Genomic DNA, 26,688 nt, shown 5'->3' with positions numbered 1-26,688 from the left:
ACTGTCCTAGGCTATAGTTTTCTACTAGCACTCCTTCAAAGAATGAGTACAAAAGTATTATTGAAAAAGAGCTTAAATACGCGATATCGTTATTTTGAGTTACATTTTTCAGCAAGATTGACAAAATATTTTTTAATGTGCTGGATATAATAAAAATTAGAATAATGCCCCCAATACTTCCTAATCTGGCTAAAACTAATAAATAGGAATTAGCCGTTGATTTAGCTTCTATTGGATTTCCTAAGAAAAAGTTTTGAAGATAAACATTCCATAACTCCCAAATTACATATGACCTAGTATTTTCAGAAGACAATAAACGTTCATACCTCAATCCCGATTCTTGTGAAAATCCTAAGATAAATTCAAAGCTAAAGTACAATAGAAGGCCAGAGATACTTAGCGTTAATATTGCTTTTAGAAATCCCCAATGGAAGATGAAAAAAATTAACATACCTAAACAGAACGAAGCCAATGATGAACGTGATCCCGACGAGGAAATCATTAGAAATAGAGATAAAAATGTAAGTGCATAAACAAATTTATATAATCCTTTTCTTTCAATTGTTTGTTGAAGAACAAATGGACTCAAAATAGCACAATAGCCACCAATAAAATTAGGATGGTTAGTAATGCCAAATAGTCTGCCTGCCCAAATAACAGATTCAGCATTGACGTAAAACTCAAATACGTTTAAAAGTACAAAGATAATCCCATATATTGCTATTGCTTTTGACGCCTCTTGAAAAGCTTTCCCTGTTTTTTTGTCAAAAGCTAGGATGTAGGAAGATATAGTTAAGGTAATTAAAAAAGAAATAATTAATGTAAAATTAACTTCGCCAAATATTGCGTAGTTAAATATCGCCCATATTTTAAGCAGTAGAAAGAGCGTGATTGGGGTACTTAGTGCTGGAAACTTCAAAAATTTTAAACTGTATTTATAAAGAAAAAAACTTGCTCCTCCAATTGATAATACTGCAAGCCAGATAGAATTAGAGCTAACTAAATTAATGAAAAACGAATATTTTCGTACTATTCCTTCAGATAATTCTGTTGCTGGTTTTACAGATGAAGACAACAATAAAGAGAAGATGATTATTAGAAAAGTAATTTTATCTAAACTTAGATTTGTTTTTTTACCGAGCAATAAACTAAGCATTACCGGTAAACCACCAATAGAGTGCAGTAATTATTAAACAAAACAGTCCGATTATTCGGAAAAGTTACCATGAAAGTATTTCCCTAATTACAAGTTTCAATTTTCAAAATTTCCTTGTTGATTTTATTCACAAAACTTGTTCCGTCTTTACTTCTTACCTTCCTCACAAAGAAATATTCCGATCCTTTTATATCGTTCCAGTCATCTTCACAAAACCACTTAGAAAGTGACTTATCTATAACGTGTAAATTAGCCATCCTCCATGTACCATCGCCTTCAAATTCTTGAACACCTCCTGAAGCCTCTAAGAAGTTAGAATTACCTACGATTGTATGAAAATAATGTTCATCGGGAGACATCGTATGCCTGTTCATATCCCTAAACCACGGGTTTTGATCATGAAAATCTAAAACATATGAAGCGCACTCAGGTGTCAAAGCGCACCATTGACTTCCAAAATATGGAATAATCCCTGGTTGCCAGTAATTTTGAAACTTTATAATCCTTAATAACTTACGAATAGCGCGATCAATAAATTTTGTTACTAAATTATCTGAGCGTATAAGAGGTCGAAAAAACCATTTTCGCTTTATATGCGTCATGTATTTAAGTGGGCTTTCCCTCATATCAATAAAGTTAATAAATTCTTTTGTTCTATTCTTTTGAAACATCTCATTTATTTCGTTAATATTCTTAATTGGATAACAACTACCAGATAGAAATATCATATGCGTGTATAAGTGGGAGTTTACGATTGCTGCTCTAAGCAACTCAATTTGTGCATCAATCATTGAAATATCAGCCCAAGAAATATCTACCCTATTTTCTATGAAAATACAGCGGTTCTTCAGTGAACTAAACTGTGAAGCATTTGTCTTTTTGTCGACATGAATATATATATCAGCATTATAGTCTATCGCATTTACTAATCTCTCAAGGTGGACAGGATCATTGTGAGTTAGAATTAAATAGGCTAATTTCTTATTCATCATAAACGTCTCGATTATAAATCTCTATTGAAATGGTTCACTCTCTTAATGCTCGTTAGAATTTGAATTTGAACAAATTTTAAATCAGGTAAAATTCGAACAAAGTTAAATATCACTCCAATGCAGATTTGAGCAAACAAAGTAGATATACCAGCACCGAATGCACCGTACTTTGGAATCAAGACCAAATTTAAAGCAATGTTGACAGCCAATCCAAATGAACTTCGCCAAATTAATGCACTTTGCATAGATTCTGCAACATACATTTTAGTAGATATACTACCTAAATATACAAACGGAACTGCCCAAATTGTAATAGCAAGTACGCTCGATGCTTCTGCATAACTTTCCCCGTACAAAACTTGAATGATGAAGGGTGATAAAAATGTAGTCATTAACGCGAGTAAAAAAGATAACCAGATCAGTACTCTACCATAATCAATAATTATTGAGTTGTAAGTTTTAATTCCATATTTTTCTCTCATTGCTAGGATTTTAGGATAGTAAACACCAATTAGTGTTAAACCTACAAAATACCAAGCCTCACTCAATCTAGTAGCAACTACATAAGTACCGACTTCAGAAGTTCCACTCAAATATCCCAACATCACCTGATCTACTTTCATATAAAGTAACGTTATTCCACCGGATAGTAGTAATGGTAAGCAATCCTTTAACATACCACTAAGCTTTGTGAATCTTAGTGTAAGATTTAGGAAGAGTTTTCGACGTTTTGCTAAAAATATATATGTCAAAGCAACGAAGATAGAGTCAATAAAGTAAAAAGCTGCAATATAATAGACACTTAAGTCAAGAACCATACAAAAGATAACATATAAAGCACCGACTAAGTTTCCGGTCATCAATCCAATTGCACTCAAATCGCTTCGACCATCAACTTGAAAAAAGGCGGAATAAACTGTAAAAGGCATGAAAATGTGGAGTAGTGATATTATAAAAAGTAGGAGTAAACTTTGATCTTCAATTAAGAATATACCAGTAATATTAACAAGTAATAGACACAACATACCGAACGCACCTCTTAAAAAGAGGGCATGGGTTAAAATTGAAGATTCATCATCTTTGTTCGTAACTAAATACTTTACAATCAGTGTTTCTAGACCTAAATTATTTAAAAAACTATATATGCTAACTAACGCATAACAAAGCATAAGATTACCAAAATCATTAGGACCTAGACTTCTGGCTAGAAAAGTTATGATCAATAATTGAGTTGCCATTTTAATGACTTTTTCGGAAACTGCGAATGTCGCTCCCTTTTTATAGGCATCCATATTATTGTTAAAATATCCTAAAATTGTAGAAGTGCTTAATAAGTCTTGAACATACGTTTCGCTAACACAAAGTTTTTCAATACGCGTTCTTGTCAGTAAAACTTCGAAATACGGTAAAAATGACGATTTTAAAATCCATCCATAGTGACCAGTTGCGAATGTATTCGAGGTCGTATTCGATGCGCATTTTCATTTTGTCCACTGTGTCGGTTTCGCCGCGCCAGCCGTTCACTTGTGCCCAGCCTGTTATGCCCGGTTTTACTTTATGGCGGAGCATGTAGTAGTCCACGAGCTTGCGGTATTCTTCATTGTGTTTTACGGCGTGTGGGCGTGGGCCGATAACCGACATGTCGCCTTTAAGCACATTTATAAATTGCGGTAATTCGTCGAGTGATGTTCTACGTAAAAACGAGCCTACTTTGGTAATGCGGCTGTCACCTTTTTTGGCTTGTACCACATTGTCGGAGTTTTCCGTCACTGTCATTGAGCGGAACTTCCACACTTTAATTTTTTTACCGTTTAGGCCGTAGCGGTGTTGTTTAAAAATAATCGGCCCTTTTGAGGTAAGCTTAACCGCTGCTGCTATCACCAACATTGGAATGGCGATGAGGCTAAGAATAGCGGTAGAGAGTAAAATATCTTCTAAGCGTTTGACAATTGCCACACCGCCTTGCATAGGGTTGTCGTACACGCTAATGGTTTGCACGCCGCCCACATGAGACATTTCGCCGTGCATTAGGCAATACATAAATAAATCAGGAACAACGTGTACATTAGCTGTGGTATCCCCTAATTGATAAAGCATTTCTTGTATGCGATGCTGAGCTTTAATGGGTAGGGCAATATAAATCACGTCGTATAATCCACGCTTGGCGCAGTCAATGCCCTTCTCTACATTACCATGAAGCAAGTAATGATAATCTTCGTCTAGTCTGTCTGATCCGCGATCATCAAAGACGGCAGAGAGTCGATAACCGGTTTCAGGGTTTTTCATCACTTCGTTAGCTAAGCGTATGCCTTTTTCAGACAAACCGAAAATGGCAATGCTGCGGGTGTTATAGCCTTTACGGCGCATATTGTGTAGGAACAACTGGAACATAATGCGCCAGCCCACCAGTGCCATAAAGGCCATAGTGAACCAAATAGCTAAAGCAAAACGTGAGAAGTCTTCGGCGAGTTTAAAGAAAAACAAGTAAGCAAGGATTAACATGCAGGCACACGACCAGCATAGGAAAGTGTAAAATACGATTTGTTTAAAAAAGCCGGCACGCCACGAACGGTACAGAGCAAAAGATTCGGCAACTAAGGCGAAACTTACTGAGCCAATAAGGGACAGAGTAAAATAATCTTTTGTATAATCTAAGCCATAAGCAAGGACTGCACAAAAAAGTGCAAACTGAATGACGACTACATCAACAAGTCGATAAGCCGCTGCAAACTTGTTGGTATTGTTTTTAACCATACCTCTTTGCATGTTCATTTCCCTAGTTCCTTTACTTTTATGAAGTTGAATGAGGTTGGAGATTAATCCAAGTCTTCAAAAATAGCCTTACGTACGAAATCCAAATTTTCCTTACCACTAGAGTAAGTGATTTTTTTTACTTTGGTGGTTTGAACCAAAGTGGACAGTTGGCATATTCTGTCGCTTTCTAGCTTTAATGCTGAGTAAGCATTACCCAATATACTGTTTTGTAACAGCAAGATTAATGCCTGACTTGAATTGATAGTTTCAATTTTACAAGCATGGGTATTATCGGGGTTATCTATTACAGTTCTATTAAGAATATATATAACTGAAAGTTCAGAGGAATTTTTACTTTCCTCGCTTAATTCGGGCATTTCAATTAAGCGTTTTTCAAAACGATTATGCACTTTTTTCAGTTCTGACACTTCTTCACCAAGTGCATTTTCCACTGAGTCAGGCCACATGCGAGCAATTGGCCAGCTAGGGTAAACTTTTGGTGCACTGTAGGCTGCATCATGCGCACCAATTTGATGCAGCGCGATCATATCATCAGTTAGCCATTCACATCCACCTTGTTTTAACGCTGCACTTAATGTTGACTTTCCGGTGCCGCTGTTTGCTACTAACGCGAAGGTTTTTTTCCTATGCTTTAGTGCATTTGCATGAATACAAGGTATGTGTTTAGTTTCCAACCACAAGGCTAATCCTAGGGTTTGGAAGTAATGAGAGGAAGAAGTTCCTTCATCCCAATCAATGGTTATTTTATTCGGTTCTATTAAAAAGCGCCCTTTACCTTCGCAATCAACATTAAGTATGTAACTCGGTGACGAATGCTTTTCCGGTATGGGGGTTTCAGTCATTCCCTGAGTTTGCAAGGATGCAACGTCATTATTAACTTCAGAATCAGATAGGGAACGCAAGCAGGGGTAGAGAGTTAACTCAGAGAGGTATCTCAATCCTTGATCTTTTAATGTCCATATAGGTTGTTGATTAGCCTCTATGCTAATCGCATCAAATGCGAGTTCAACAGCCAATTCAGCGCTATTAGTCTTGTTACCATTGCAAGTAGCATCAGGTAAAAAACATTCAACGCCATGAAGCGGCGTTGAATAATACTTATCTTGCATTGTGTGACTAATGCCTCTGTTCAATCCATGATTTGAATCTAAGGTAGTCGCTTCAGCAGACTAACGATTAACCTGTAAAAGGATTACGCTTAGTATGTCCGCCTTGCTCATCAGGAATACTTCCCGCGTAACCTTGAGTTAATTCAGCAAGGTTGCCAGGGTTAGTTAATTCTGGCTTAGCGTAGGGCTTTTTGCCACTAACTTTATCGTTCACATTTACATTGTTCATGACGTGTCTCCCTATTTATTTAAATCTTAAATTATTTTCTAGCACGTAAGCGTGCTGCACCAAACAATAGACCGGTAAGGATCATTGCTGTAGTTGCTGGCTCTGGTACTTTAACGGTATCTGTATCGGCTACGAAAACTAACTCATCGCCAATGGCAAGAGATGAAGAACCGAATAATACGTCAAGGGTAAAAAATAAATCGCCGTAAGCTGCATCAACTTGATCGCTATATGCTACTGAGTCAACCACAGTTGCAGAAGCAAATGAAACACCAATACTTGAGTATGGTGTATTTTCGCTACCAGAGTCGATATCGAATGCTACATCACCAGCAAAGCCGTCGATGCTAAAACCAACGATGTCGCTAGCAGAATCCAAGTTAGTTAGTGTCCAAGCACCAAACACGCCGCCAGCAGGAGAAACGTTACCGCTGCTGAAACCTTGTTGCGTTAATGACCAAGTTGAAGTTACTACACCGCCAGAAAAACCTTCGGCGTCTGCGATAGGGTCGCCAGTACCAAGTACAACGTCAGGAAATGCTGACCAAATACCTGAATCTGAGCTGCCATCACTAAATAAAGCTGTTACTGCAATACCACCCATATCGGCTCCAGTGATATTTGACTCATCAACAATAATGGCTGACTGAGCGCTAAGACTCATTCCCACTAGTGACAAACCTGCAATTATTTTCTTAATCATGTGATGCTCCTTAATCAGTTCAATGAACTTTAAATTCTGTGAATATGCAAATAATGCTATTACTACTATGGAATTACCTGCAAAAGCTATTCCAGAAATAATTTATCCATCTAAATCAAATAGTTAACAAATTGACATGTTAATGCATTGTTAAATTGAAAATGATCTGTAAAAATTGCTGACAGAAAAAACGTAATGTAAACAAAAGGTTATAAAGCCATTTGTTGTTACAGTAGCGTGACATTTGGCATATAGTACCCTTAATTTACCGGTGGTCGAAAGCTTTATTTAGGTCTAAATATTATATGAACTCACTGTTTGCTCTATTTGGTTCTAACGCGCCTCGCTATTTAGAGGTGATTAAGAACTATTATAAAAATCAAAATAATTATTTAAATACAAAGAGTTACAATTGTAAAGCTGAGGGTTTAAGTACTGTTTTCCTAGGTGAAGTTGGTAGTGGACAGAATGTGTTGAAACCTGACACTTCGACAGCGGTTAGTGCGGTGAGTACAGGCAGATATTGTTTAAAAAACGCACCTAGGCCGTGCAGTGATGCACTAAAAGATCGCGATCTTTGGGAATTGATCGATAACAACTATTCGAAAACCATTAGCCAACTCGACGGTGATTTCACCCTCATTTCCTGGCATCCCGATGTCGCTGAGTTACGCTTCAGTAGTTCTGCTTTTAATCCACGAACACTGTTTTACGGCTGGTTAGAGGATTGTTTTTTAGTTACTACTGATTTGCAGATGATGAAAACGCTGCTCACACCGGAAGTGGATAAAATTTCTATTTTGCAATGGTTGGCGGGACGTCCGGATCCTAATCGATCGATGTTTAGTAATATTGATCAATTGCCGTTTGCTCACAGTGCGTGTTTATCTGCTAATAAGCAGTTAACGATAGAGCGTTTTTGGGACATAGATAAGGACAATTCGTTAATTTTAGCTAACGAGGTGGAATATCAGCAGGCGTTCTACGATGTCTTAACACAAAGTGTGGCTGGGGCATTGCCGCCTAATTCATCAGATAACAAGGCTGAACCTATTTTTAGTCAGATGAGTGGAGGTATGGATTCAACCTCTATCACTTCTATCTTAAATTCATTGAGTAAGCAAAGTGGTGTAGAGGCAGTTCCCTCTCGCTTCGAGTTGCATTCTATTTCTCATACTTACCGAAATACCGAGAGTTGTGACGAGATAGATAAAATTGATGCTATGCGGGAGTTTTTGAAGCTTCAGCATAGTCATTTTGTTGAGCTTGAACAATTTAATAATCTTTCTTTTGCTCAGTTATACCCAACACAGTTACAAAACCCTGGTGTGGTGGCATCGCCTAAGTATCAACAAGAGGCGGAAATGATCCAGCAGTTGGGTGGACATGATTTATTTACGGGTAACGGCGGTGACGAAATGTGTTGGGGCCACAGTTTTGCTTATCGAGATAGGCTGGCCAATGGTGATTTGGGGGTGATTAAAGAAGTATTCGATTCCGCTAAACAGTTAGGTATGTCTCCGTTGAAGATCATGCTGCAAGTGTTGGTGAAGCCTATATTGCCGCAATCGTTGTTGACCATGTTGGGTAAGCAACCAGTGGATGCCGAGCACTTTCCCCTTTGGTTGGGGCCAAAACAACAGGAGATGTTGAAGTCGGTGGTGAAACATAATCCTTTTGCTCAAAGTAAACAGTGGGCTAAGCGGGCGCGCTACGAAGGGTTATTTAATACGTCGACATTCAATAGTATGCGTTCGTATCAGCATGTTTGCGATCCCTTAGGCATCGACGTGCATCATCCGTTTTTCAACAAGCAATTAGCGGAGTTTAGTTTTGCGGTACCGCAGAAATTGCATATTCAAGGGCGATACCCGAAGCTTTTAATGCGTAAAGCCATGGATAGCCATTTGCCAGAAAGCGTGTGTTGGGATCAAAATAAAACTGTATTCGACCAGCATTTTGCGAATTTGGTGCGTGAAAACAAAACCGAGCTGCGAGCCCTATTAAGCCACCCAGGATTACAAGACCTGGGGTTAGTAGATAACCAAATCTTGTTAGCCAGTTTCGATAAAGTAGTCAATTCCCCAAATGGCTCGTTAAACGTAGATTTGTTGTACGCAATTTTAACCCAATCCTGGTACCAAACCCACATGTTGTAACCCCGTAGCATGGCCTTTAGGCCATGGGATGGCACGGGGCTAAAGCACCCGCCTACAGGCCTTGAGATGTTATATGCGTTTACCTGTAGCATGGCCTTTAGGCCATGGATGAATGTATGGAATACACCACAATCGTTCAAGTCCTATCGCGGTTTTTCGCGGGGCTGAAGCACCCGCCTACAGGCCATGGATGAATATATGGAATACACCACAATCGTTCACGCCCTACCGCGGTTTTTCGCGAGGCTGAAGCCCCGCCTACAGGTATATGGAATCCCAATGGGGATATTGCTTTAGGCTTTTAACAATTCCTGCTCGCAACGGATTGGCGACAATATATCGTGCGGCCTCAATTATATTTTCCTCTTTGCGTATGGCGTGGTCGTGAAACCCTGCTTGCCATATTCCGCCCTTACGGTTTAACCGTTGGCATATTTGATGGGACGTTGTGCCTTTGATATATCCAATCACATCGCTAAGATTCGAATCACCTTTTAAAGACATCAAAAAATGAACGTGGTCTGGCATTATCACCCAACTTACGAACAGCAAATGACCTCGTTGTTGTGACTTTTTCATGGCAGTAACCACAAGTCTGGCAAGGTTGAAATTGGTAAATATCGGTTCACGGTGTTTGGTGCAAGCGGTTATTAAATAAACCTGTCCTGTTATGGAACGACGTCCCTTGGTTAAGGTTTTGCCCATTGTTCAATCCTTTGAATGGCAAATTTTTAGTTTAGATTAAATCGGCAAGACCCAGGGTACATAAATAGTTGTGACGTGGCGTTTAGGCCATAGAGTGTTATATGCGTTTACCTGTAGCATGGGCTTCAGCCCATGGAACGTTTAAATCCCTCGCGGGGCTAAAGCACCCGCCTACAGCCCATGAAACGTCATATGTTTGCGCGGGGCGGTAGCATGGCCTTTAGGCCATGGAATGTTATTTGTTCGCCCAGGCGGTTTACATTGAGGAAATGCTTGCTTGGAAAAATTGGCTTTTGTTAGTTATTTCGGTGTAGGTGTTAACCACTTCTTTGCTGTCGTTAATAATAAAACCGTTCACTGTTAACCATGAATGGGCTTCTAAGGTTTTGCCGCTACTTTCTGGGGTATCTGATTGTGTGGATGGTGTGAACCTTACCCCAATATGTAAGGTCGATGGCATGTTTTTGTTCAGCAATAATTCTTGTAACGCTAAACAGCGGCGTAAACAATTCATTGGCCGATAGTGGTGGCGTGTAACTTTTGCGAATAGCAATGACTGTTGCAGATATTTGTGCTGTGGATAGGCATCAAACTGGTTGCTGGCATTGCTAACGGAAAGGCTTTTATCGATGTGCTTTTTCCATTTTTTGTAGGGCTGTTTGGATATTCGCCAATCCCATTTTGCTAATAGCCAATATGCACGAATAATGGTGGGCAAAGAGTAGATCAATTGCATACGTTTAGTTCCCTTGATTCAACCACTGCCCTTTTAATTTTGCCTCTTAATTAAGCTTCTTCTAACAACCCTTTGTCACTCATTTTACCAATCAGTTCTGACAAATCCGCTTGGATGTTATCGACTGTGGTGTCGTAATTTTCTTCGATGAGCGCTACCACTTGAGCCACAGATTTACCGGTATTCAGGGCTTCTATCATTTCCGTGCCTATGGGATCGAGTGTGTAATACTGGCCGCTGATGGAGTCCAAAATTACTGTCTCATCCACCACTTTTTGAAATAACGCTTTATCTGAAAGTTTATATTTAGTATTGCTATTCAGCATGTTACGTCCTACTCAATTCTTTATAGATTAATCTGCAAGGTAAACTTTTGGTTCTTCTAGGGCGTCTTTATATGAGCGCTAGTTTGCCTTGCTCTAGTTTATAGACTTTGTCGGCCACTTCACACAGTTGTTGGTCGTGAGTCACAATAATTATGGTTTTATCTTTTAATGACTGCGCCAAGAGTTTAGAAAATTCCTGCTTGCCAGCATCATCGGTAAACGAAGTGGGTTCATCGAATAACAAAATCTGTGGGTTGATAACAAGGGCGCGAGCCAGGGAAATACGTTGTCGTTGGCCTCCTGAAAGCAGTACGCCGTTTTCCCCCACCTTGGTGTAATATCCGGCCTTTAAGTCGGTAATGAAACTATCGGCACCGGCCAGTTTCGCCGCTTCGATGATTTCTTCTTCGCTAGCTTGGGGCAGTCCATAAGCGATATTGTCCAAAATGTTGCCATCACACAATGCGATATCTTGTGAGACTAAACCAATGGCCTTACGCAAGGATACCAAGCTGCAATCGGCTATTGCTTGTTGGTCAATTAAAATGTTGCCTGTTTGCGGCTCCATAAATCGCATTAACAAGTGAATTAAACTGGTTTTTCCGGCGCCATTTGGGCCGAGAATAATGCTTGCGCTACCGTTTTCAAAACGTGCGTCAACTCCGGTTAAAATGGGGCTGTCTGCTTGGTATGCAAAAGACACGTCATTAAACTCAATACTTCCTTTTTGGCAGTCAAGGTCGAACTCGGCCTTATCGTCAGACTCGGGAGAGACATTGAACACTTCCAAAATACGTGTGGAAGAGCCTCTGGCCTGCTGCAATTGACCATATAATCCGGCGAACGTACTCATGGGTTTGGCAAAGACTAAACCATACATCAACAGAGTGATGAGGTTGGGGATAGTGAGTTCACCAGATTGATAATGTAACGCACTTACAACTACGATGAACACGATACCAATTGAGATAATCATTTGAATTAGTGGTGAAATTAACGCTTGGATGCGCAATAAACGAGTACGTAGGTCAAGCACCTGATTGGCATTCTTGCGGAATTTTTTCGACTCAATACTTTGGCGATTAAAGGCTTTAACCAATTGCATCGAACCAAAGTTTTCGGTGGCGATAGCGATGGCTCCCGCTTGATGTTTTATCACCTGTTCGGAAATGGGCCGTATGGTTTTACCGACTATTTTGATAGTGATTAAAAATACCGGCACCGTGATGACGATAATCAACGCAATACTTAAATTGATATTGGCCATCATAATGACCGCGCCGAGCACAATTAACGCAGCAGGAACTAAGCCTGTTAGTACTCCAGATAAGAAATAGCTAAGTACGTTTGCGTCATTACTGATAAGCGATAGAATTTCGCCCTTTTTGCGATTACTAAAATACGCCATGGGTAACATTTGTACGTGGTCATAGAGGCGACAACTGAGGTCGTTCAGCACATGAGCGCCGACAATATTGGTGCGAAAGGTTGATTCAAAACGCAACACTGCTTGTAAGATGATCAAAGCCACCCAGGCTAGGCATATTTGTCCGATTGACCAGCCAAAAGCGTTTTCTTGGTCCAATATACTCATTGAAAACTGACCAATAAAGTAAGGAATACTCAAGCTAATCAAACTTTCTGCGAGCATTAACAGCACAGCAAGACTTAACGCGGTTTTGTGGTAACGAAGTAGTTTAAATAGCGATAAAAATGACATGCAATGAGTTGGTTAGGAGCAATCGAGTATGCCGTCTACTCTATCTTACTTTGCTCAAAGATGCACCTGTAGACGGGTGCTTTAGCCCCGCGAATGGTTTTGTTTGAAATCCCTTTCCAAATATCCATGGCCTGTAGACGGTGGCTTTAGCCCCGTGAATGGTTTTGTTTGAATTCCCTTTCCGAATATCCATGGCCTAAAGGCCATGCTACAGGTCCGCGCGTCGTTGAACATATTCTATGGCCTGTAGGCGGGTGCTTTAGCCCCGCGAATGGTTTTGTTTGAATTCCCTTTCCGAATATCCATGGCCTAAAGGCCATGCTACAGCCCCGTGCGTCGTTCAACATATTCCATGGCTGTAGGCGGGTGGTTTTAACCCCGTGAATGGTTTTGTTTAAATTCCCTTTCCGAATATCCATGGTCTGTAGGCGGGTGCTTTAGCCCCGCGGGAGGTTTTACATCCATGGCCTGAAGGCCATGCTACAGAGCTACTGGAAAAATTGATTGAATTTTGTGCAAAATCGACTTTACTTAAAATAATGTTCTAAAAACCGTGACTATCAAATATAGGGAGATAAACATTGGCTAAGTTTGGAGATCTGTCAGATTATAAAGTTGAAGGAAATATCAACTACTCTTTTTCTGAAAATAGTCAGAAAATGAAACTCTTGGACGGAAGTTTACGGGTTAAAGAAAAAAGAGAAAGGTCAAATAAAGATCTCGTTGACGAGGATCAAATAGGCCATATCTTTAATATTAATCCAAAACTTGAGGGTGATGTATTACTCGATCCTCACGAGACGGCTCCTGAAATAGCCGGTTCTGAAGAAGAGCCGGATGTTATTTTAAAAGCAGAACTCGCTACGTTCCATCCAGCGAAACATAATGAAGACAGTATTGGTGCTTCTTTGAGAATGGATATAGGACAAGACAGTACTTCTAATTCACTGTTAAAACCATTATTTTGGTCGGTCGCCGCGGGTTTGGATATTAGTAACGCAGCTAAACAATCTAGAGATACCACTAAACTTCGCGCTAATTTCTCCAATGACTTATTTAATAGACAGCCTATCCAAATTGGAGGCGGTTTAGCGCAGTTTAGTTTAGAAATAATGGAAAACAAAAAACCCAAATGGTGGCAAGATTTATTTGGTTTGTTGGGAAGTGAGCAAGGGAAAAAACTAACCAGTGCATTCGGTTTTCCAGGCATCGCGAATGAAGCGATAAAGGTACTTAACGAATTATTTAATCAATTTAGTGCAGAACAAGATCCTATTTTAAAGAGCCCACGTTTTATATTTGCCTTATCAAAATATGCTCAAGATGAATATTTGTTGGGAAATCCGCGGATAAAAATTGGTGTTATCAACAAAGGGTTTAGCATTGTTGTGCCTAAACAATATAAACATCAATTTGAAAAAGAAGACCCAATATTTTATAACACTTATGGTGTAGCACTCCCCAAAGATATGGATATAAACGAATACCTAGAAACCGGTTTGGATCCTTTTGCTGACATACCTTATGCAGTAATAAAAATAAGAACAAAGCAAACTAAAATAGATGTAACTATCTAGACACAGGAAGTGAATCAAAGCATGTATGAATTAACTATTTTGAACCATGAAGGTGAACAAATCACAACGACTCTCTATTTATTTTTGAATAATGGAGAAAGTATTCAGCTTAAAGATTTCCGACCATTTAGAATTGCTGACGTTGAGGAAAAGGATATTGACTATATCCAGATTAAAGCTTTTGCTCTAGGGTTCTGGCGACATGCTCAAGATGCCCCCCCTAATGGCGCCACTATTCGACTGCAGCGTATCGAACAAACGGGTCCTATAGGTTGGTGGCACCGCGCCCATGGGATCACTAGCAGCGATATAAATCGTGGACAAAATATCAAAATTGGAGTCATTGATTTATGCTTAGAAATAGATGAATCACTTCAGCATATTAACAATTTAGGGCAAATCGATCCGCAAGGGAAACTCAAAGAAATGAATATAGCTGAGCATCCTCATGGGCGATATTGTTGCTCTTTGTTGGCAAATAAACATACTGAAGATGGTGGTTTTGAAGGTATTTCCCCTGGTTCTGAAGTCTTTTTTATAGGTGCGATGGATGAAACCGACATGTCCAGATTGAACCCTCTTCAAGTTGCTACAGCGGTGCTAAAGCTATCCAGAGATTATCAATGTGACATCATCAACATTAGTGCGGGGGACATAGATAAACAGCCGCAGTTTTTGTTAAGCGTAATTTTGCAAGCTAGAAAAGCCGGAACAGTAATAGTGGTTGCAGGTGGCAATGATAGCAAAAAACTTAATTACCCTGCGGCATTTAGTGAGGTAGTTACGGCTGTTGCCCTCGGTAAAAAAGGTGCATGTCCTCCTTCATCACCAGGTTATGAACATGAATGCTCTAAACAGGCTGTAGAAATCGAGGATAGTTATTATTATTGGCCGAATAACGACTTTGGTGAGAACGTGGACTACATAGCAGCAGGTGCAGGTATTATCGATACTCTAGATCAAACTCCCAACGTTGATATATACGGCACATCTTATGCTTCTCCAATGTTATGCGGAATATTGGCAAGCAAATTGTCTAAAAATTCGACATATCTTAGTTGCGCCCGAGATATATCAAGAGTTACACTCGCTCTTGATGAGCTTAAGTCGACTTCAATCCCATTGGAATTAGGTGATGATATGCAGTTTAGCATTCCTGTATTATAATATGAGATATGGTGTTTAGGAAAAAATGGTAATTCAACAGATGCAAACCGAAAGGCGACAACTTATGACTTACGTTATAGCGCCTGCATACGGTGTAGCTTCAATAGATAATCTGCGTGATGAACTGAGCAGCTTTAATGGTGTTAAGGTCATTGCAGGTAATGAAAGTGTAGGTTATCAAGTAAGCGCAACCGATAAAGTGCTAGAAAAGATTAAAAACACATTTGATGGCAAAGTGACAATAGACGAATTCCAGCTGATGAAGCCCCTTTGACCGCATGTTATCGTAGATAGCTCGCACTTGTAGGTGGGTGTTTTAGCCCCGCGGTAGGTTTAACACATCTCTTCCCCTGTAGGCGGGTGCTTTAGCCCCGTGAATGGTTTTGTTTGAATTCCCTTTCCGAATATCTCATGGCCTAAAGGCCATGCTACAGGACCGCGCGTCGTTGAACATATCTCATGGCCTGTAGGCGGGTGCTTTAGCCCCGCGAAAAACCAGGGAGGGTTTGCTCGTGCGTTCATGGCCTAAAGGCCATGCTACAAATTGGGTTAATCTACCAAATGATTTAACGAATACAAATCGCGGGTTTGGGTGGATTGTTTGCGCACTTCTTCTAGGGCTTTGGCTTCGCTGATTTCAAATAGGGTATTGATTAACCGATTGAAATGGTAATGCATTGCTTGCCTTGCTTCGGCTGAATCGTGATTCTTTAGGGCCGTGTATATTTTTCTGTGCTCTTCTAAACGATCACTATCACTACGGCTGCAAACATTCTTATATACATTTACAATTTCTGGCTCTGAGTCGCGTAATTTCCAAAACTTTTCAACCGCTAAAGAAACTGCATTGTTGCGAGTGGCTTTGGAAATAATGACGTGAAATTCGCGGTCTGCCTTTTCCGGGTTGATACCCTTTTCCATAGCAACTAGTGTCGCTTCTAAATCTGCCAGTTCCTGTTCCGTGATTGATGCGGCAGCTAGTGCAGCAGCCTCTCCTTCCACTAAGGCTCGTGCTTGGGTTAACTCAAACGCGCTCACTTTAACTTCAGATTCAGCTTTTTGCGGATTTTCTAACACGTAAACACCAGAACTGGTTTTGACGTCTACTCGCTCTCTCACTTCTAAAGCGATAATCGCTTCTCGAATGGTTGGGCGGCTAACATTAAACGTTTCAGCTAATTCGCGTTCAGGTGGCAATCGACTACCAGGTGGATATTTCCCAGAATCGATTAATGCTTCTATTTTTTCGACAATCTGCCAAAACATGCGACGGTTTTTCATCTATAGACCTCTCACCCAAACACTCCAGCTTTAGTATTATTATTTCGCTTTTCAGTTTGTTTTACATATACCTAGGTTTGTACTAATACTTAATTAGGCTAAACCATTTTTGATATTTACACTTGCTTAACAACTAAGGCAATGTTGTTAGCATACACCTCCCCGAGATTATTACCAATAAAATTTAAATTGGTAACAACAATAGGGCAATAATGGTTGACAATATTAGGTTATATTGATTAGATACCAGCATAAATTAACTTGGGGAAAAAATATGACACACAGCGAAGCGTTTATTTACGGTGATAAGCAACCTATTGAAGATATTGGTAATGGCATGAAACGCCAATTAATGGGTTACAACGACCAAATTATGATGGCTAAAATCTGGTTTGACGACAATGCGATCGGTTATGTACACGCCCATATGCACTCTCAGGTTACTTATATTGAGAGCGGTGAATTCGAAGTACAAGTGGGTGAAGAAAAACAGTTGTTGAAAGCTGGCGATTGCTTTTTTATGCTACCTCATGCTGATCACGGCGCAGTGTGCAAAAAAGCAGGCATTTTAATCGATGTTTTCAGTCCATTGCGTGAAGACTTTTTATAAAACTTTTAAATAGAGAACCAATGAATGTCACATCAGAATGAAAATACCAGCGAGAACCCGTCAGTGGATATTTTTTCTAACGTAAGCGGGCCGCTAGTATTTGCAGGCGAGTGTATGCTTGAGTTGGTCAACAAGAGTGAAAATCAGCTTGGAAAGTCTTTTGCGGGCGATTTGTACAACTCTTGTGTCTATTTAAAACGGGCTTTTCCTAAGCAAGACATTGAATTTATGTCGTGCTTGGGAACCGATAAACTCAGTAGTGAATTGATTGGTCGATTAGACAGTGAAAATATCAGTACTGGGTTTCTCCCGAAAATCACCAGCCATCATATTGGCAGTTATATGGTCATTACTGATGATTTTGGTGAGCGCTCTTTTATTTATTGGCGTAGCGATTCGGCCGCCAAACGCATGATTAGTGCGTTGTCATCTGAACAATCGATGGCCCTAAACAAGTCCGGTATGTTTTTCTTCTCAGGCATTAGTTTAGCAATATTGTTAGATGAAGAAAGATCCCTGTTCTGGCAGAAACTAGAAGAAATGCAGCAAGCAGGCGTGGTAATTGTGTTTGATCCCAATTATCGCCCACAACTTTGGCGCTCAGTAGATATCGCCAAAATGAATATTGAAAAAGCGTTTCAGGTTGCAGATGTACTTCTTCCTGGAGTAGATGATTTCGATAAACTTTACGGTATCGATGACGTAGAGGAATGCATTGAATTATGCATGCAATATTCGCCTAAAGAACTAGTAATGAAGCAAGGCGAGAAGAACGTAATCATTGTTAACGAGCACGGAAGAGAAATCGTCCCTATTGTTGCCAATGACAACGTAGTTGATACCACCTCTGCAGGTGACGCGTTCAACGGTGTTTATATTGGGGCTCGAGTTTCGGGTTACGACCCTAAAACCTCTGCCTTAGCGGCTAGCGCAGCTGCAAGCAAAGTAATAGAAACACCAGGCGCTATCATGCCTAGAGAATTGTTCGAAAGCTTCTGGCAGTCTTATAAATTACCGGTTTAATCTAACCGGTAATTCTCTTCCCTCGATTTCTATTCTTCAATTTTCTCAAAACAAATTTACTCTTCATGGCCTGTAGGCGGGTGCTTTAGCCCCGTGATTGCCTTTCTTTGATTTCCCTTTCCCGCTACCCATGGCCTAAAGGCCATGCTACAGGACGGCGATGAATTCAAACATTCCACGACTGTAGGCGGGTGCTTTAGCCCCGCGAATGCCTTTGTTTGATTTCCTTTTCCCGCTATCCATGGCCTAAAGGCCATGCTACAGGTTCGGCGAGTTCTTTTATTTGGTTGGCATTGTTGGCCTGTAGGCGGGTGCTTTAGCCCCGTGAATACCTTTGTTTGATTTCCCTCTCCCGCTATCCATGGCCTAAAGGCCATGCTACAACCCTGCGAATGTTTTTGGATCCGCTTCCACTGGCTGAAGCCCGTGCTACAGGGTGGCGATTGGGTATATTTTGCGGCGCAATTATGGTTAACCAAATAAATCTAACCAAAAAACATAATTGGTATGACATTAGTGTTGGAGTTGCTGATTTTTACGCATATAATCCGTTAATTGAGATAACAATAATTTTACATTTGGTAAGGGGAAAGTATGTTTCTTAGTTGCAAGCGTGGCTATAAACACGGTCAACAGGCTCAGTTTTTATTGGTTCTACTTTTGCTCGTTGGGCTCAGTGCCTGTGGCGGTGGAAGTGGAAGCACGGCCACTCCACCTACGATTCCTCCCGTAGTTGTAGCCCCCGAACCCGAGATTTGTGTGAATGAAATATACGCTGTAACCTCCGCTAGTGACGATGGTAGTTTTGAAGCTACCTACCCTCCTGCCAATGCCATAGACGGCATCACCACTCCTGACTCTAGATGGTCAAGTGATGGCGTAAACAAGGAGCTAATACTCGATTTAGATACGACTAAGGAGGTTCGTGCTTTAACGATTAAGTGGTACAAAGGTAGTGAGCGCACTGCCTATTTTTCAGTCGCAACTTCATCAGATGCCACAATACAAAATGCCACTTGGAAAAATGTTTTGGAAAATGCTGAATCCACAGGGACACACAGTGGTTTTGAGCTAGTCAGTTTGGATGAATCCAATGCTCGTTTTATCAAAATTATCGGGCTTGCCAATAGTGAAAATACGTTCAATAGTATTGTTGAAGTGCGAGTGCATAGCTGTGCAGAAGCCACAGGTGAGTTTGCAGATATATTACCCAATGAAGTGGGTATTGATTTACTAGACTGGTATTTGAGTGTGCCCACAGATGACGATAATAGTGGCACATCCGACTCAATTTTTGAGACAGAGTTAGCCGCGGGTTACACCAACTCTGAATATTTTTATGCCTCTGCTGATAATGGCATCGTCATGCGCTCCCCTAGTTATGGCTTTAAGACATCACAAAACACCAATTATGTGCGAGTTGAGTTACGTGAAATGTTACGTCGCGGTGATCGTTCAATTAGCACCCAAGGGGTAAACAAGAACAACTGGGTGTTCGCTAGCGCGTCATCAGCCGGGCAAGCCAGCGCCGGTGGTGTTGACGGCGATCTAAAAGTAACCTTAGCAGTGAATAAGGTCACAACTACTGGCGAAGATTACCAAATTGGACGCGTTGTCATCGGGCAAATACATGCCAATGATGATGAACCTGTGCGTTTGTATTATCGCAAGCTTCCGGGTAATGACCTTGGCTCAATATACTTCGCCCACGAAAGTCGTGTGCAAGATAGTGACGGCGATAATATTGAAACCTATGTTGAGATGATAGGTTCGAGAAGTAATTCAGCAAGTAACCCGTCAGATGGCATCGCCTTAGACGAAAAGTTTAGTTACCACATAAGTGTCAATGTGAATTTATTAACGGTGACCATTAGCCGCGAGGGTAAAAGCGATTTGGTGGCAAATTACGATATGAGCGAGAGTTTGTACGACCAAGATGGCCAGTATCATTATTTCAAAGTGGGGGTATATCACCTGAACAATTCAAGTGATCCCGATGAATATGCCCAAGCCACCTTTTACGAAATTAAGAACAGCCACATAGGTTATAGCGCTAGCGAATAACCGATTGTAGGCGAGTGTTTTAGCCCTGCGAATATTTTCGAATCCGTTCCCACGGGCTGAAGCCCGTGCTACAGGAACCGCGATAAACCATGGTGGTTTACCTATGATATTCATGGCCTGTAGGCGGGTGCTTTAGCCCCGTGCAGGGTTTTCGTATCCGTTTCCACGGGCTGAAGCCCGTGCTACAGGAAGCGCGATTAACCATGGTGGTTTACCTCTGATATTCATGGCCTGTAGGCGGGTGCTTTAGCCCCGCGCAGGGTTTTCATATCCGTTTTCATGGCCTAAAGGCCATGCTACAGCCCCGCGAGGGTTTTCGTATCCGTTCCCACGGGCTGAAGCCCGTGCTACAGGCACCGCGATAAGCCGTGGTGGTTTATCTCTGACATTCATAGCCTGTAGGCGGGTGCTTTAGCCCCGCGCAGGTTTTTTGTTTGAATTCCCTTTCCGGCTACCCATGGCCTAAAGGCCATGCTACAGCCCGTGCTACAGGAACCGAGATAAACCGTGGTGATTTACCTCTGACATCCATGGCCTGTAGGCGGGAGCTTTAGCCCCGTGCAGGGGTTTTGTTTGAATTCTCTTTCCGACTACCCATGGCCTAAAGGCCATGCTACAGCCCCGCGGGGGTTTTCGTATTCGTTTTCACGGGCTAAAGCCCGTGCTACAATCCCGTGAATGTTTTTGTATCCGTTTCCATGGCCTGTAGGCGGGTGCTTTAGCCCCGTGCGGGTGTTTTGTTTGAATTCCCTTTCCGGCTACCCATGGCCTAAAGGCCATGCTACAGCCCCGCGAGGTTTTCGCGTCCGTTCCCACGGGCTGAAGCCCGTGCTACAGGGCCTGCGAATGGTTTTGTTTGGTTAGTGCTGGTTGTCTAGGTGATAGAATGTGGCTTGGACGTAGTCTTTAGGGTTGCCGCTATTGTTTTGATTGTAGACACCAGCTTTAAAATACATGTATTGATTATTTTTGTGGTATCCACTTTTACTCATATCAAATGACTTGGTGATGTTGGGTTTACCTTGTCTGATCAAGGTCACGAAGAGGATGTTGTTTTCCACGGTGATTTTATAGCTAAACTTTTCATTTAATGAGATACCGTCTTCTGGATCTGCAAGGGTGTGTGAGCGAGTGCCTACTAGGTTTACCCAGTTGTCATCGCCGTCGTTAAGTTCATGGGCGAAGTACACTGCACCTTTGGTATTATTCGGCAGTTTTCGGTAGTAGAGGCGAATGGGTTCGTCATCAGTCGCATGGATTTGACCGATAATAACGCGTCCTACCTTTTTCTCGTCACCGCTGATTGAAACACGATTCACGGCTACTGTGGCTTCTAAACTCCCTTCAATGGCCCCTGCTCTTCGTTTAACCGAACCATGGGCCGCACTGAATACCCAGTTATTTTCGGTAATGCCCTGGGTTTTAATGGAAGTATTGCCGCGTCTTAACATTTCACGGAGTTCGGTTCGTGCATACTTAGTATTTTTAGAGGTTTTAGCGCCCACATTAGGGCAAGCGAACACCATACCGCCGTCTTCCGCTGTATAGAACAGTGGTTTTAGGTCAAAGCCGCCGCTTAACGGTTTTTCGTAAATGGTATCGGCTTTTTTATCTTTATTGAGGTCTGTGGGTAGGGTTAAAGTCCAATCTGATAAATCGAAGTTATCACTTGGCTTTTTGTTTGCGTCTAAGGATTCAAAATTACCGAGTAGTACACCATCGGCTAAGTTGCGATGGGACTCTGGCATATAACTTTGTTGGCTGGCCTCATCTGCATAGCTAAATGAAGCTGTCATTAAGCCAAAGGCCAACGACATTATAATAAAAACAGATTTGGCAGATAATGAGCGGCCAAAACGAGAACGATACCAAGTACTAATTAACCTTAACATTGAACTCTCCCCAGGCTAATACTACGAAATTTATAAACTACAAATTTCAATAAACCAGCCCTGAGAGCCCCATGCTCTCTAGGCCGCACACTTACCCCCTACGTGGAAAGCTTATTTCGCTTCCACTGGGGCAATTTTAGGACACAATACCCAAATACTAGCCATGGCGATAATGGCCAAGGCTGCGCCAATTACAAATACCACTGTATAGTTACCGTCTGCGGTAAGAGATGGTACTAGGTATATCAATACACCAGCGGCTAATTTTGCTGCCATTCCTGCAAAACCAGACAAGGTTCCTACTGATTTACCACCAAATAAGTCACTAGGTAGTGTCTGAACGTTACCGATTGAGGTTTGGAAACCGAAGAGTATGGTTGCCATGATAAGCACTGCAGCAACTTCGCCACCTGGATCAGATAACATTAACAATGCAGGTAACATGATTAAACAACCCATGGAAATAACCAGTTTTCTGGTTTTATTCACTGTCCAACCGGCTTTAAGACGATTTTGCGCAAGCAAACCACCAAACCATGCACCCAACATAGCACCAACATAAGGTACCCAACCGTAAATCGCTAAGCCCTTAACATCCATTTGGTATACTTCAACCAAATATGTTGGTATCCAAACAATAAATAACCACCAAATTGGGTCGATTGCTGCGGTCGCAATAATAACACCCCAACTTTGTTTATGAGATAACAACTGACCAGTGGTAGGCGTGTACTCTGGCGCACTGATACCATTTTCACATTTCACTTCATTTTTCTGACCAGTAAGAATGTATTCACGTTCTTCTTCAGTGATCCAAGGGTGAGATCCTGGTGGTGATTTAACTACGATCAACCAAGGGATCAACCAAAGTAAACCAGTACAACCAACGATTACAAAGATAACTTTCCAACTAAAAAACAAGGCAAGATAGGCAATTAGAGGAATAGATATGATACCGCCAATAGCAGCACCAGAGTTAAATATGCCCTGAGCTAATGCTCTTTCACGGGTTGGAAACCACTCTGCATTGGCCTTAGCAGCACCAGGCCAGTTACCCGCTTCAGAAATACCGAGAATCGATCTAAAGATACTGAAAGTTAAAATACCTTGAGCAAAGGCGTGCAAGATGGTGGCCAAAGACCAGATACCGATAGACAACACGAATCCCATTCGCGTGCCGACCCAATCAAAAATCTTACCGAACAGCGCCTGACCAAAGGCATACGAGAATAAAAAGACAATACTAATAATGCCGTATACTTCTTTTAGCTCAGCATCAGTTTTTTCTGGATAAATTTCTTTACCCATAAATGGCCAGAGCACACTTAAGGATTGTCTGTCGATATAGTTAATTACCGTTGCTAGTGCAACGAGAGCAATTACCCACCATCTTAAATTTTTCATTTTTATTTTACCTATACCTGATGCTACGAATATTATTCTTAAAGTTTTTATTACGATTGCTGAATCGCGCTATTTATTTTTGTACCAACTACCTTTGTATTCACCATGCACTGCTATCACGTTCAAGAATTGCACATTCCCATTGCTATGAACACGATTAATTGGAGCTTGTTTAGCAATTACATTGAAATTCCAGTGCTTAACACCGCTAACCTGCATCGCTTCAACTTGCTCAGATGTTTCTGGCAAGCGTTCTGACGCATAACCCAAGGGGCTAAACATCAGAACAATTAGAAGCGTTTGCGTCCATTTCACTGAGACACATTTCCTGCCACAACGGCTGTAGATTCTCCACCAGCGAAGGTTTCAGTTACTACAGGTAAAGGCGTGTTCACAAAAGTATTGTTCAGTATTTGAGTACGAGGTTCACCTACAGTATGGTCGATGGTGATAACTTTGCTTTGAACAAATTCATTTCCTTCAAGCAATGTTTGTTGAACCCCTAATAGGAAAATAGAAGAACCCGATTTATTACGTTTACCGCCACCAACATTTTCAACCTTGCTATTGGTCATTCTAAAATGTGGACCAAAGGTACTTTCATCAGTACCACCGCGATAAACTTTGGCTACTGCACCTTCAATATTGATAAAACTGGTGTTTTTGATAGTGATGTATTCAGCGTTGTAAATACCCAAATCATCTTGCTCTTTGTCTAAACGTAGAACATCACCCGTGATATTTTTGAAAACGCTATCGGTAATGACTAGGTTCTCCGCCATGCTTCTGTAGCCTGAGTCGAATACATGGGCCGAGTGATTGACGTTCAAATCGGTAATGTGAGTATTATTAATGGTTAGTTTGTAGTTGTGTAAGGTTGGCAATTTGGTGTTGCGAATTAACACGTTGCCGGCATTGTCAGGCGTTTTAACCCCTGAAATATTCAATCCATCTAACTTCAAGCTACCGCCATCTTCAATCTCAAAGGTGAGTGAGCGCATGGGATAAAGCGTAACGGAACGCGGTGTTGCGGCCTTAAGGGTAACAGTGGTTTTCACTTGCAACTGCTTGTTCAAGTCATAGTTACCTGGAGCAAGAGAAATGATAGTGCCATCTGCCACATCAGCAATGGTTTTCATCAACTCTTGAGCGGTAGAAACCTCCACCACTTCTCCAGAATCAAATTCTACAGGTGCATCGGCTTTAGGATACCAACTCACACCAGTTTGCTCTTTTGAAATAGGTTTAAGTGATGCTGCCGCGCCTACATTTGCTTGTTGCGCTTTGGCACTTTGCAGTAAGCCGTTGCTGCCTCTTTTAAGGTCACTTTTTTCAATTTCGAAACCAGAAGCAATTTCATCTTGTGGTGCTTGACTGGCGATATTATTGGCAAACGTAATGCCCGACACGTCATCAAATATTTTGAACGGGTTAGTGCCGTCAGCATTGATCACTAAGTTATTAGAAAAGCTACTATCAATCGGTGTTGCCGTACGTTCGCTATCACTGCCGCCTGCCAAGTTAATATTATCGACGTTAACGATAGTATTGTTTTCTATAGTGGCGTTTTTCACTTGGTGATAACGATTGATTGTTGAATTAGGTACACCGTTTAGAATGGTAAAACCGCCACCAAAGCGAATTCCCGTCAAACCTTCCATGTAGTTGTTGCGGATGGTTTGGTCTGCGTTGATTACACGAATACCACCGGTATGGTCTTTACCATTACCAAAGAATACATTGCCTTCTACTAAATTACCGTTGCCATGACGCAAGGTTAAGGTGCCTCGGCTTTCCCAAAACACGTTATTAAGAAATTGGTTTTTACCGGATTTGTTAGAAATGATTTCTACTTCGCCATTACAGCGTTCAAAGTAGTTGTTTTCAACCACAGTAAGGGAGTCGCTAAGAGAATATTTACTGGTACCAATACGTAATGTTTCACCGCCATTTGATCCTAAGATAGGGCGAGGACCAAAATAGTTATGGTCAATGCGGTGGTTGTTCTGTTGGCTTGCTTCGGTGTTGAGTCTGACGGCCATGGTCACGCCAGCGTTATTTTTACCTTCCAAATGGCTGTGGTCGAAACGGTTATTTTTTCCGTATAACACCACCCATTTGTCTGAATTGAATTTGTCTGTGTTGCTAAAACCATCAATAACCACTTCGGTTACTCGAGAATTATTAGCTAAGGTATCGGCATCTTCGCGGAATGAAATCACTTCGCCGGTTGGGCTGTAACCGTCTTTGAATACCAAGCCTTCAACAACTAAATACTCACCGGATAAACGTAAGTTAGACAACCCAGTTATAACAACTTTGCCCTTGGTTTGCGCTTTAAGAGTAATGGGCTTATCTGCTGTACCATTGCCCTTAAGAAGAATCTCGAAATCTTTCCACTCTCTATCCGCTAGGATTAGGGTATCGCCAGGTTGTAAGGAAGCAGCTGCTTGAGCAAATTGTTGCTGGTTGTTGACCAATATGCCATCTGCAGTTTTAAGCATTTCTGCTGACGCCGACTGACTAGTTGAATTGTTGCCATTTTCAGCATTCTGATAAGACGCGCTACAACCTACAACAGAAACAACCATAGTAAGAGCAACAACACGGGGGAAAGAGAATTTTTTAGCAAACATTCAACACGACCTAATTCCATTTTAAAAATAAGTAGAACCCTTTACGTACTGTTGGTACGCAGAACTCTGGTTGGTAATGCATGTATTTAAAAACCATACATGATTTAATTCGTACTGACACAATTACTTATTATTTGCGCTTCAAATAAGCTTAGGCTTTGAATTGCAATAATTAAAGTAAAGAATATCGAAAAGACAATGTAACCAATTCAACAACATTGTGTCAACCACACATTAACATTTATTATTACCAATAAATACATTATTGGTAATACCAAATACTAGTATGTTGTTTTTAAACAAGTTTAATTTGAAAAAAAATGGGCCCCTTAAACAGAGACCCATTTATCATTTTTCATTTGTCTTTAGTCGTGACACTCGGAACCGCTAACTCGCACGAATATTAGATCCATACGCAGTTCAC

The 26,688-nt window shown here is 41.2% G+C and carries 23 protein-coding genes; 7 read left to right on the top strand and 16 right to left on the bottom strand.

The genetic code is table 11. From position 1 onward, the window contains the following. The 7 genes from ABJV04_RS16190 to ABJV04_RS16160 form a co-directional block, all read right to left on the bottom strand. Positions 1 to 1,156, bottom strand: a 1,156-nt coding sequence (locus ABJV04_RS16190) for a hypothetical protein (RefSeq protein WP_348492621.1), incomplete at its 3' end; no start/stop codon positions are given. Positions 1,157 to 1,239: 83 nt separating this feature from the next. Further along, positions 1,240 to 2,148 (bottom strand): beta-1,6-N-acetylglucosaminyltransferase, encoded by a 909-nt coding sequence (locus ABJV04_RS16185; RefSeq protein ID WP_348492620.1) that lies wholly within the window; start codon positions 2,146 to 2,148, stop codon positions 1,240 to 1,242. 11 nt (positions 2,149 to 2,159) lie between these two features. Beyond that, positions 2,160 to 3,440, bottom strand: coding sequence for a flippase (locus ABJV04_RS16180; protein WP_348492619.1), 1,281 nt, complete (start codon positions 3,438 to 3,440; stop codon positions 2,160 to 2,162). A 76-nt stretch (positions 3,441 to 3,516) separates the two neighbouring features. Then, on the bottom strand, positions 3,517 to 4,920 hold the full coding sequence (locus tag ABJV04_RS16175) for an undecaprenyl-phosphate glucose phosphotransferase (RefSeq protein ID WP_348492618.1): 1,404 nt from the start codon (positions 4,918 to 4,920) through the stop codon (positions 3,517 to 3,519). Positions 4,921 to 4,964: 44 nt separating this feature from the next. Continuing rightward, complete coding sequence (locus ABJV04_RS16170; RefSeq protein WP_348492617.1) at positions 4,965 to 6,032, bottom strand: hypothetical protein; 1,068 nt, start codon at positions 6,030 to 6,032, stop codon at positions 4,965 to 4,967. 67 nt (positions 6,033 to 6,099) lie between these two features. After that, the gene (locus ABJV04_RS16165; protein ID WP_348492616.1) at positions 6,100 to 6,261 is read right to left on the bottom strand and encodes a lasso RiPP family leader peptide-containing protein; all 162 of its coding nucleotides are present in this window, start codon (positions 6,259 to 6,261) and stop codon (positions 6,100 to 6,102) included. Positions 6,262 to 6,292: 31 nt separating this feature from the next. Continuing rightward, positions 6,293 to 6,964 (bottom strand): PEP-CTERM sorting domain-containing protein, encoded by a 672-nt coding sequence (locus ABJV04_RS16160; protein ID WP_348492615.1) that lies wholly within the window; start codon positions 6,962 to 6,964, stop codon positions 6,293 to 6,295. 305 nt (positions 6,965 to 7,269) lie between these two features. Between ABJV04_RS16160 and ABJV04_RS16155 the strand changes: the two genes are divergently transcribed. After that, positions 7,270 to 9,123 carry an asparagine synthase C-terminal domain-containing protein gene (locus tag ABJV04_RS16155; RefSeq protein WP_348492614.1) on the top strand — a complete coding sequence of 618 codons (1,854 nt, stop codon included), beginning with the start codon at positions 7,270 to 7,272 and terminating at the stop codon, positions 9,121 to 9,123. 258 nt (positions 9,124 to 9,381) lie between these two features. On the opposite strand, the gene ABJV04_RS16150 is transcribed toward ABJV04_RS16155, so the two are convergent. From ABJV04_RS16150 to ABJV04_RS16135, 4 genes are all read right to left on the bottom strand, one after another. Continuing rightward, entirely contained in the window at positions 9,382 to 9,828 is a 447-nt protein-coding gene (locus tag ABJV04_RS16150; protein ID WP_348492613.1) for a transposase, read from the bottom strand. A 256-nt stretch (positions 9,829 to 10,084) separates the two neighbouring features. After that, the gene (locus ABJV04_RS16145) at positions 10,085 to 10,564 is read right to left on the bottom strand and encodes a lasso peptide biosynthesis B2 protein (protein WP_348492612.1); all 480 of its coding nucleotides are present in this window, start codon (positions 10,562 to 10,564) and stop codon (positions 10,085 to 10,087) included. Positions 10,565 to 10,614: 50 nt separating this feature from the next. Next, a complete protein-coding gene (locus ABJV04_RS16140; protein ID WP_348492611.1) occupies positions 10,615 to 10,890 on the bottom strand; it encodes a PqqD family protein in 276 nt (91 codons plus the stop codon). 67 nt (positions 10,891 to 10,957) lie between these two features. Further along, entirely contained in the window at positions 10,958 to 12,610 is a 1,653-nt protein-coding gene (locus tag ABJV04_RS16135) for an ABC transporter ATP-binding protein (protein ID WP_348492610.1), read from the bottom strand. Between the two features lie 581 nt (positions 12,611 to 13,191). Here ABJV04_RS16135 and ABJV04_RS16130 point away from each other — a divergent pair. From ABJV04_RS16130 to ABJV04_RS16120, 3 genes are all read left to right on the top strand, one after another. Next, positions 13,192 to 14,187: a hypothetical protein gene (locus ABJV04_RS16130; protein ID WP_348492609.1), complete on the top strand. Its 996-nt coding sequence runs from the start codon at positions 13,192 to 13,194 to the stop codon at positions 14,185 to 14,187. A 21-nt stretch (positions 14,188 to 14,208) separates the two neighbouring features. Next, positions 14,209 to 15,354, top strand: a complete 1,146-nt coding sequence (locus ABJV04_RS16125) for a S8/S53 family peptidase (RefSeq protein WP_348492608.1) — start codon at positions 14,209 to 14,211, stop codon at positions 15,352 to 15,354. Between the two features lie 64 nt (positions 15,355 to 15,418). After that, positions 15,419 to 15,628, top strand: coding sequence for a hypothetical protein (locus ABJV04_RS16120; protein WP_348492607.1), 210 nt, complete (start codon positions 15,419 to 15,421; stop codon positions 15,626 to 15,628). A gap of 275 nt (positions 15,629 to 15,903) precedes the next feature. Here the strand turns inward: ABJV04_RS16120 and ABJV04_RS16115 are convergent, their stop codons facing one another. After that, positions 15,904 to 16,635, bottom strand: coding sequence for a FadR/GntR family transcriptional regulator (locus tag ABJV04_RS16115; protein ID WP_348492606.1), 732 nt, complete (start codon positions 16,633 to 16,635; stop codon positions 15,904 to 15,906). 274 nt (positions 16,636 to 16,909) lie between these two features. Between ABJV04_RS16115 and ABJV04_RS16110 the strand changes: the two genes are divergently transcribed. The 3 genes from ABJV04_RS16110 (at position 16,910) to ABJV04_RS16100 (ending at position 20,332) form a co-directional block, all read left to right on the top strand. Then, positions 16,910 to 17,245 (top strand): cupin domain-containing protein, encoded by a 336-nt coding sequence (locus tag ABJV04_RS16110; RefSeq protein ID WP_348492605.1) that lies wholly within the window; start codon positions 16,910 to 16,912, stop codon positions 17,243 to 17,245. Positions 17,246 to 17,269: 24 nt separating this feature from the next. Further along, positions 17,270 to 18,268, top strand: a complete 999-nt coding sequence (locus tag ABJV04_RS16105; RefSeq protein ID WP_348492604.1) for a sugar kinase — start codon at positions 17,270 to 17,272, stop codon at positions 18,266 to 18,268. Between the two features lie 594 nt (positions 18,269 to 18,862). Next, positions 18,863 to 20,332 carry a polysaccharide lyase family 7 protein gene (locus tag ABJV04_RS16100; protein WP_348492603.1) on the top strand — a complete coding sequence of 490 codons (1,470 nt, stop codon included), beginning with the start codon at positions 18,863 to 18,865 and terminating at the stop codon, positions 20,330 to 20,332. Between the two features lie 860 nt (positions 20,333 to 21,192). On the opposite strand, the gene ABJV04_RS16095 is transcribed toward ABJV04_RS16100, so the two are convergent. The 4 genes from ABJV04_RS16095 to ABJV04_RS16080 all read right to left on the bottom strand — a co-directional run bounded on the left by ABJV04_RS16095 (position 21,193) and on the right by ABJV04_RS16080 (position 26,264). Continuing rightward, complete coding sequence (locus tag ABJV04_RS16095) at positions 21,193 to 22,224, bottom strand: polysaccharide lyase family 7 protein (RefSeq protein ID WP_348492602.1); 1,032 nt, start codon at positions 22,222 to 22,224, stop codon at positions 21,193 to 21,195. A 111-nt stretch (positions 22,225 to 22,335) separates the two neighbouring features. After that, a complete protein-coding gene (locus ABJV04_RS16090) occupies positions 22,336 to 23,628 on the bottom strand; it encodes an MFS transporter (RefSeq protein ID WP_348492601.1) in 1,293 nt (430 codons plus the stop codon). A 69-nt stretch (positions 23,629 to 23,697) separates the two neighbouring features. After that, positions 23,698 to 23,943: a hypothetical protein gene (locus ABJV04_RS16085; RefSeq protein ID WP_348492600.1), complete on the bottom strand. Its 246-nt coding sequence runs from the start codon at positions 23,941 to 23,943 to the stop codon at positions 23,698 to 23,700. Continuing rightward, positions 23,940 to 26,264: a chondroitinase-B domain-containing protein gene (locus ABJV04_RS16080; RefSeq protein ID WP_348492599.1), complete on the bottom strand. Its 2,325-nt coding sequence runs from the start codon at positions 26,262 to 26,264 to the stop codon at positions 23,940 to 23,942. The genes ABJV04_RS16085 and ABJV04_RS16080 overlap by 4 nt, the downstream gene beginning before the upstream one ends. Positions 26,265 to 26,688 lie beyond the last annotated feature (424 nt).

The sequence above is a fragment of the Aliiglaciecola sp. genome (assembly GCF_039982535.1).
In the GTDB taxonomy this organism is placed as follows: Bacteria; Pseudomonadota; Gammaproteobacteria; order Enterobacterales; family Alteromonadaceae; genus Aliiglaciecola.
Note: the sequence above shows the minus strand (reverse complement) of the source record. Positions and strands in the feature narration are given on the sequence as shown.

Excerpts from the sequence above, each read along its gene's own strand:
- ABJV04_RS16185 (WP_348492620.1), bottom strand. The coding sequence starts at position 2,148 with ATGATGAATAAGAAATTAGCCTATTTAATTCTAACTCACAATGATCCT.
- ABJV04_RS16180 (WP_348492619.1), bottom strand. The coding sequence starts at position 3,440 with ATGGATGCCTATAAAAAGGGAGCGACATTCGCAGTTTCCGAAAAAGTC.
- ABJV04_RS16175 (WP_348492618.1), bottom strand. The coding sequence starts at position 4,920 with ATGAACATGCAAAGAGGTATGGTTAAAAACAATACCAACAAGTTTGCA.
- ABJV04_RS16170 (WP_348492617.1), bottom strand. The coding sequence starts at position 6,032 with ATGCAAGATAAGTATTATTCAACGCCGCTTCATGGCGTTGAATGTTTT.
- ABJV04_RS16165 (WP_348492616.1), bottom strand. The coding sequence starts at position 6,261 with ATGAACAATGTAAATGTGAACGATAAAGTTAGTGGCAAAAAGCCCTAC.
- ABJV04_RS16160 (WP_348492615.1), bottom strand. The coding sequence starts at position 6,964 with ATGATTAAGAAAATAATTGCAGGTTTGTCACTAGTGGGAATGAGTCTT.
- ABJV04_RS16155 (WP_348492614.1), top strand. The coding sequence starts at position 7,270 with ATGAACTCACTGTTTGCTCTATTTGGTTCTAACGCGCCTCGCTATTTA.
- ABJV04_RS16150 (WP_348492613.1), bottom strand. The coding sequence starts at position 9,828 with ATGGGCAAAACCTTAACCAAGGGACGTCGTTCCATAACAGGACAGGTT.
- ABJV04_RS16145 (WP_348492612.1), bottom strand. The coding sequence starts at position 10,564 with ATGCAATTGATCTACTCTTTGCCCACCATTATTCGTGCATATTGGCTA.
- ABJV04_RS16140 (WP_348492611.1), bottom strand. The coding sequence starts at position 10,890 with ATGCTGAATAGCAATACTAAATATAAACTTTCAGATAAAGCGTTATTT.
- ABJV04_RS16135 (WP_348492610.1), bottom strand. The coding sequence starts at position 12,610 with ATGTCATTTTTATCGCTATTTAAACTACTTCGTTACCACAAAACCGCG.
- ABJV04_RS16125 (WP_348492608.1), top strand. The coding sequence starts at position 14,209 with ATGTATGAATTAACTATTTTGAACCATGAAGGTGAACAAATCACAACG.
- ABJV04_RS16120 (WP_348492607.1), top strand. The coding sequence starts at position 15,419 with ATGACTTACGTTATAGCGCCTGCATACGGTGTAGCTTCAATAGATAAT.
- ABJV04_RS16115 (WP_348492606.1), bottom strand. The coding sequence starts at position 16,635 with ATGAAAAACCGTCGCATGTTTTGGCAGATTGTCGAAAAAATAGAAGCA.
- ABJV04_RS16110 (WP_348492605.1), top strand. The coding sequence starts at position 16,910 with ATGACACACAGCGAAGCGTTTATTTACGGTGATAAGCAACCTATTGAA.
- ABJV04_RS16105 (WP_348492604.1), top strand. The coding sequence starts at position 17,270 with ATGTCACATCAGAATGAAAATACCAGCGAGAACCCGTCAGTGGATATT.
- ABJV04_RS16100 (WP_348492603.1), top strand. The coding sequence starts at position 18,863 with ATGTTTCTTAGTTGCAAGCGTGGCTATAAACACGGTCAACAGGCTCAG.
- ABJV04_RS16095 (WP_348492602.1), bottom strand. The coding sequence starts at position 22,224 with ATGTTAAGGTTAATTAGTACTTGGTATCGTTCTCGTTTTGGCCGCTCA.
- ABJV04_RS16090 (WP_348492601.1), bottom strand. The coding sequence starts at position 23,628 with ATGAAAAATTTAAGATGGTGGGTAATTGCTCTCGTTGCACTAGCAACG.
- ABJV04_RS16080 (WP_348492599.1), bottom strand. The coding sequence starts at position 26,264 with ATGTTTGCTAAAAAATTCTCTTTCCCCCGTGTTGTTGCTCTTACTATG.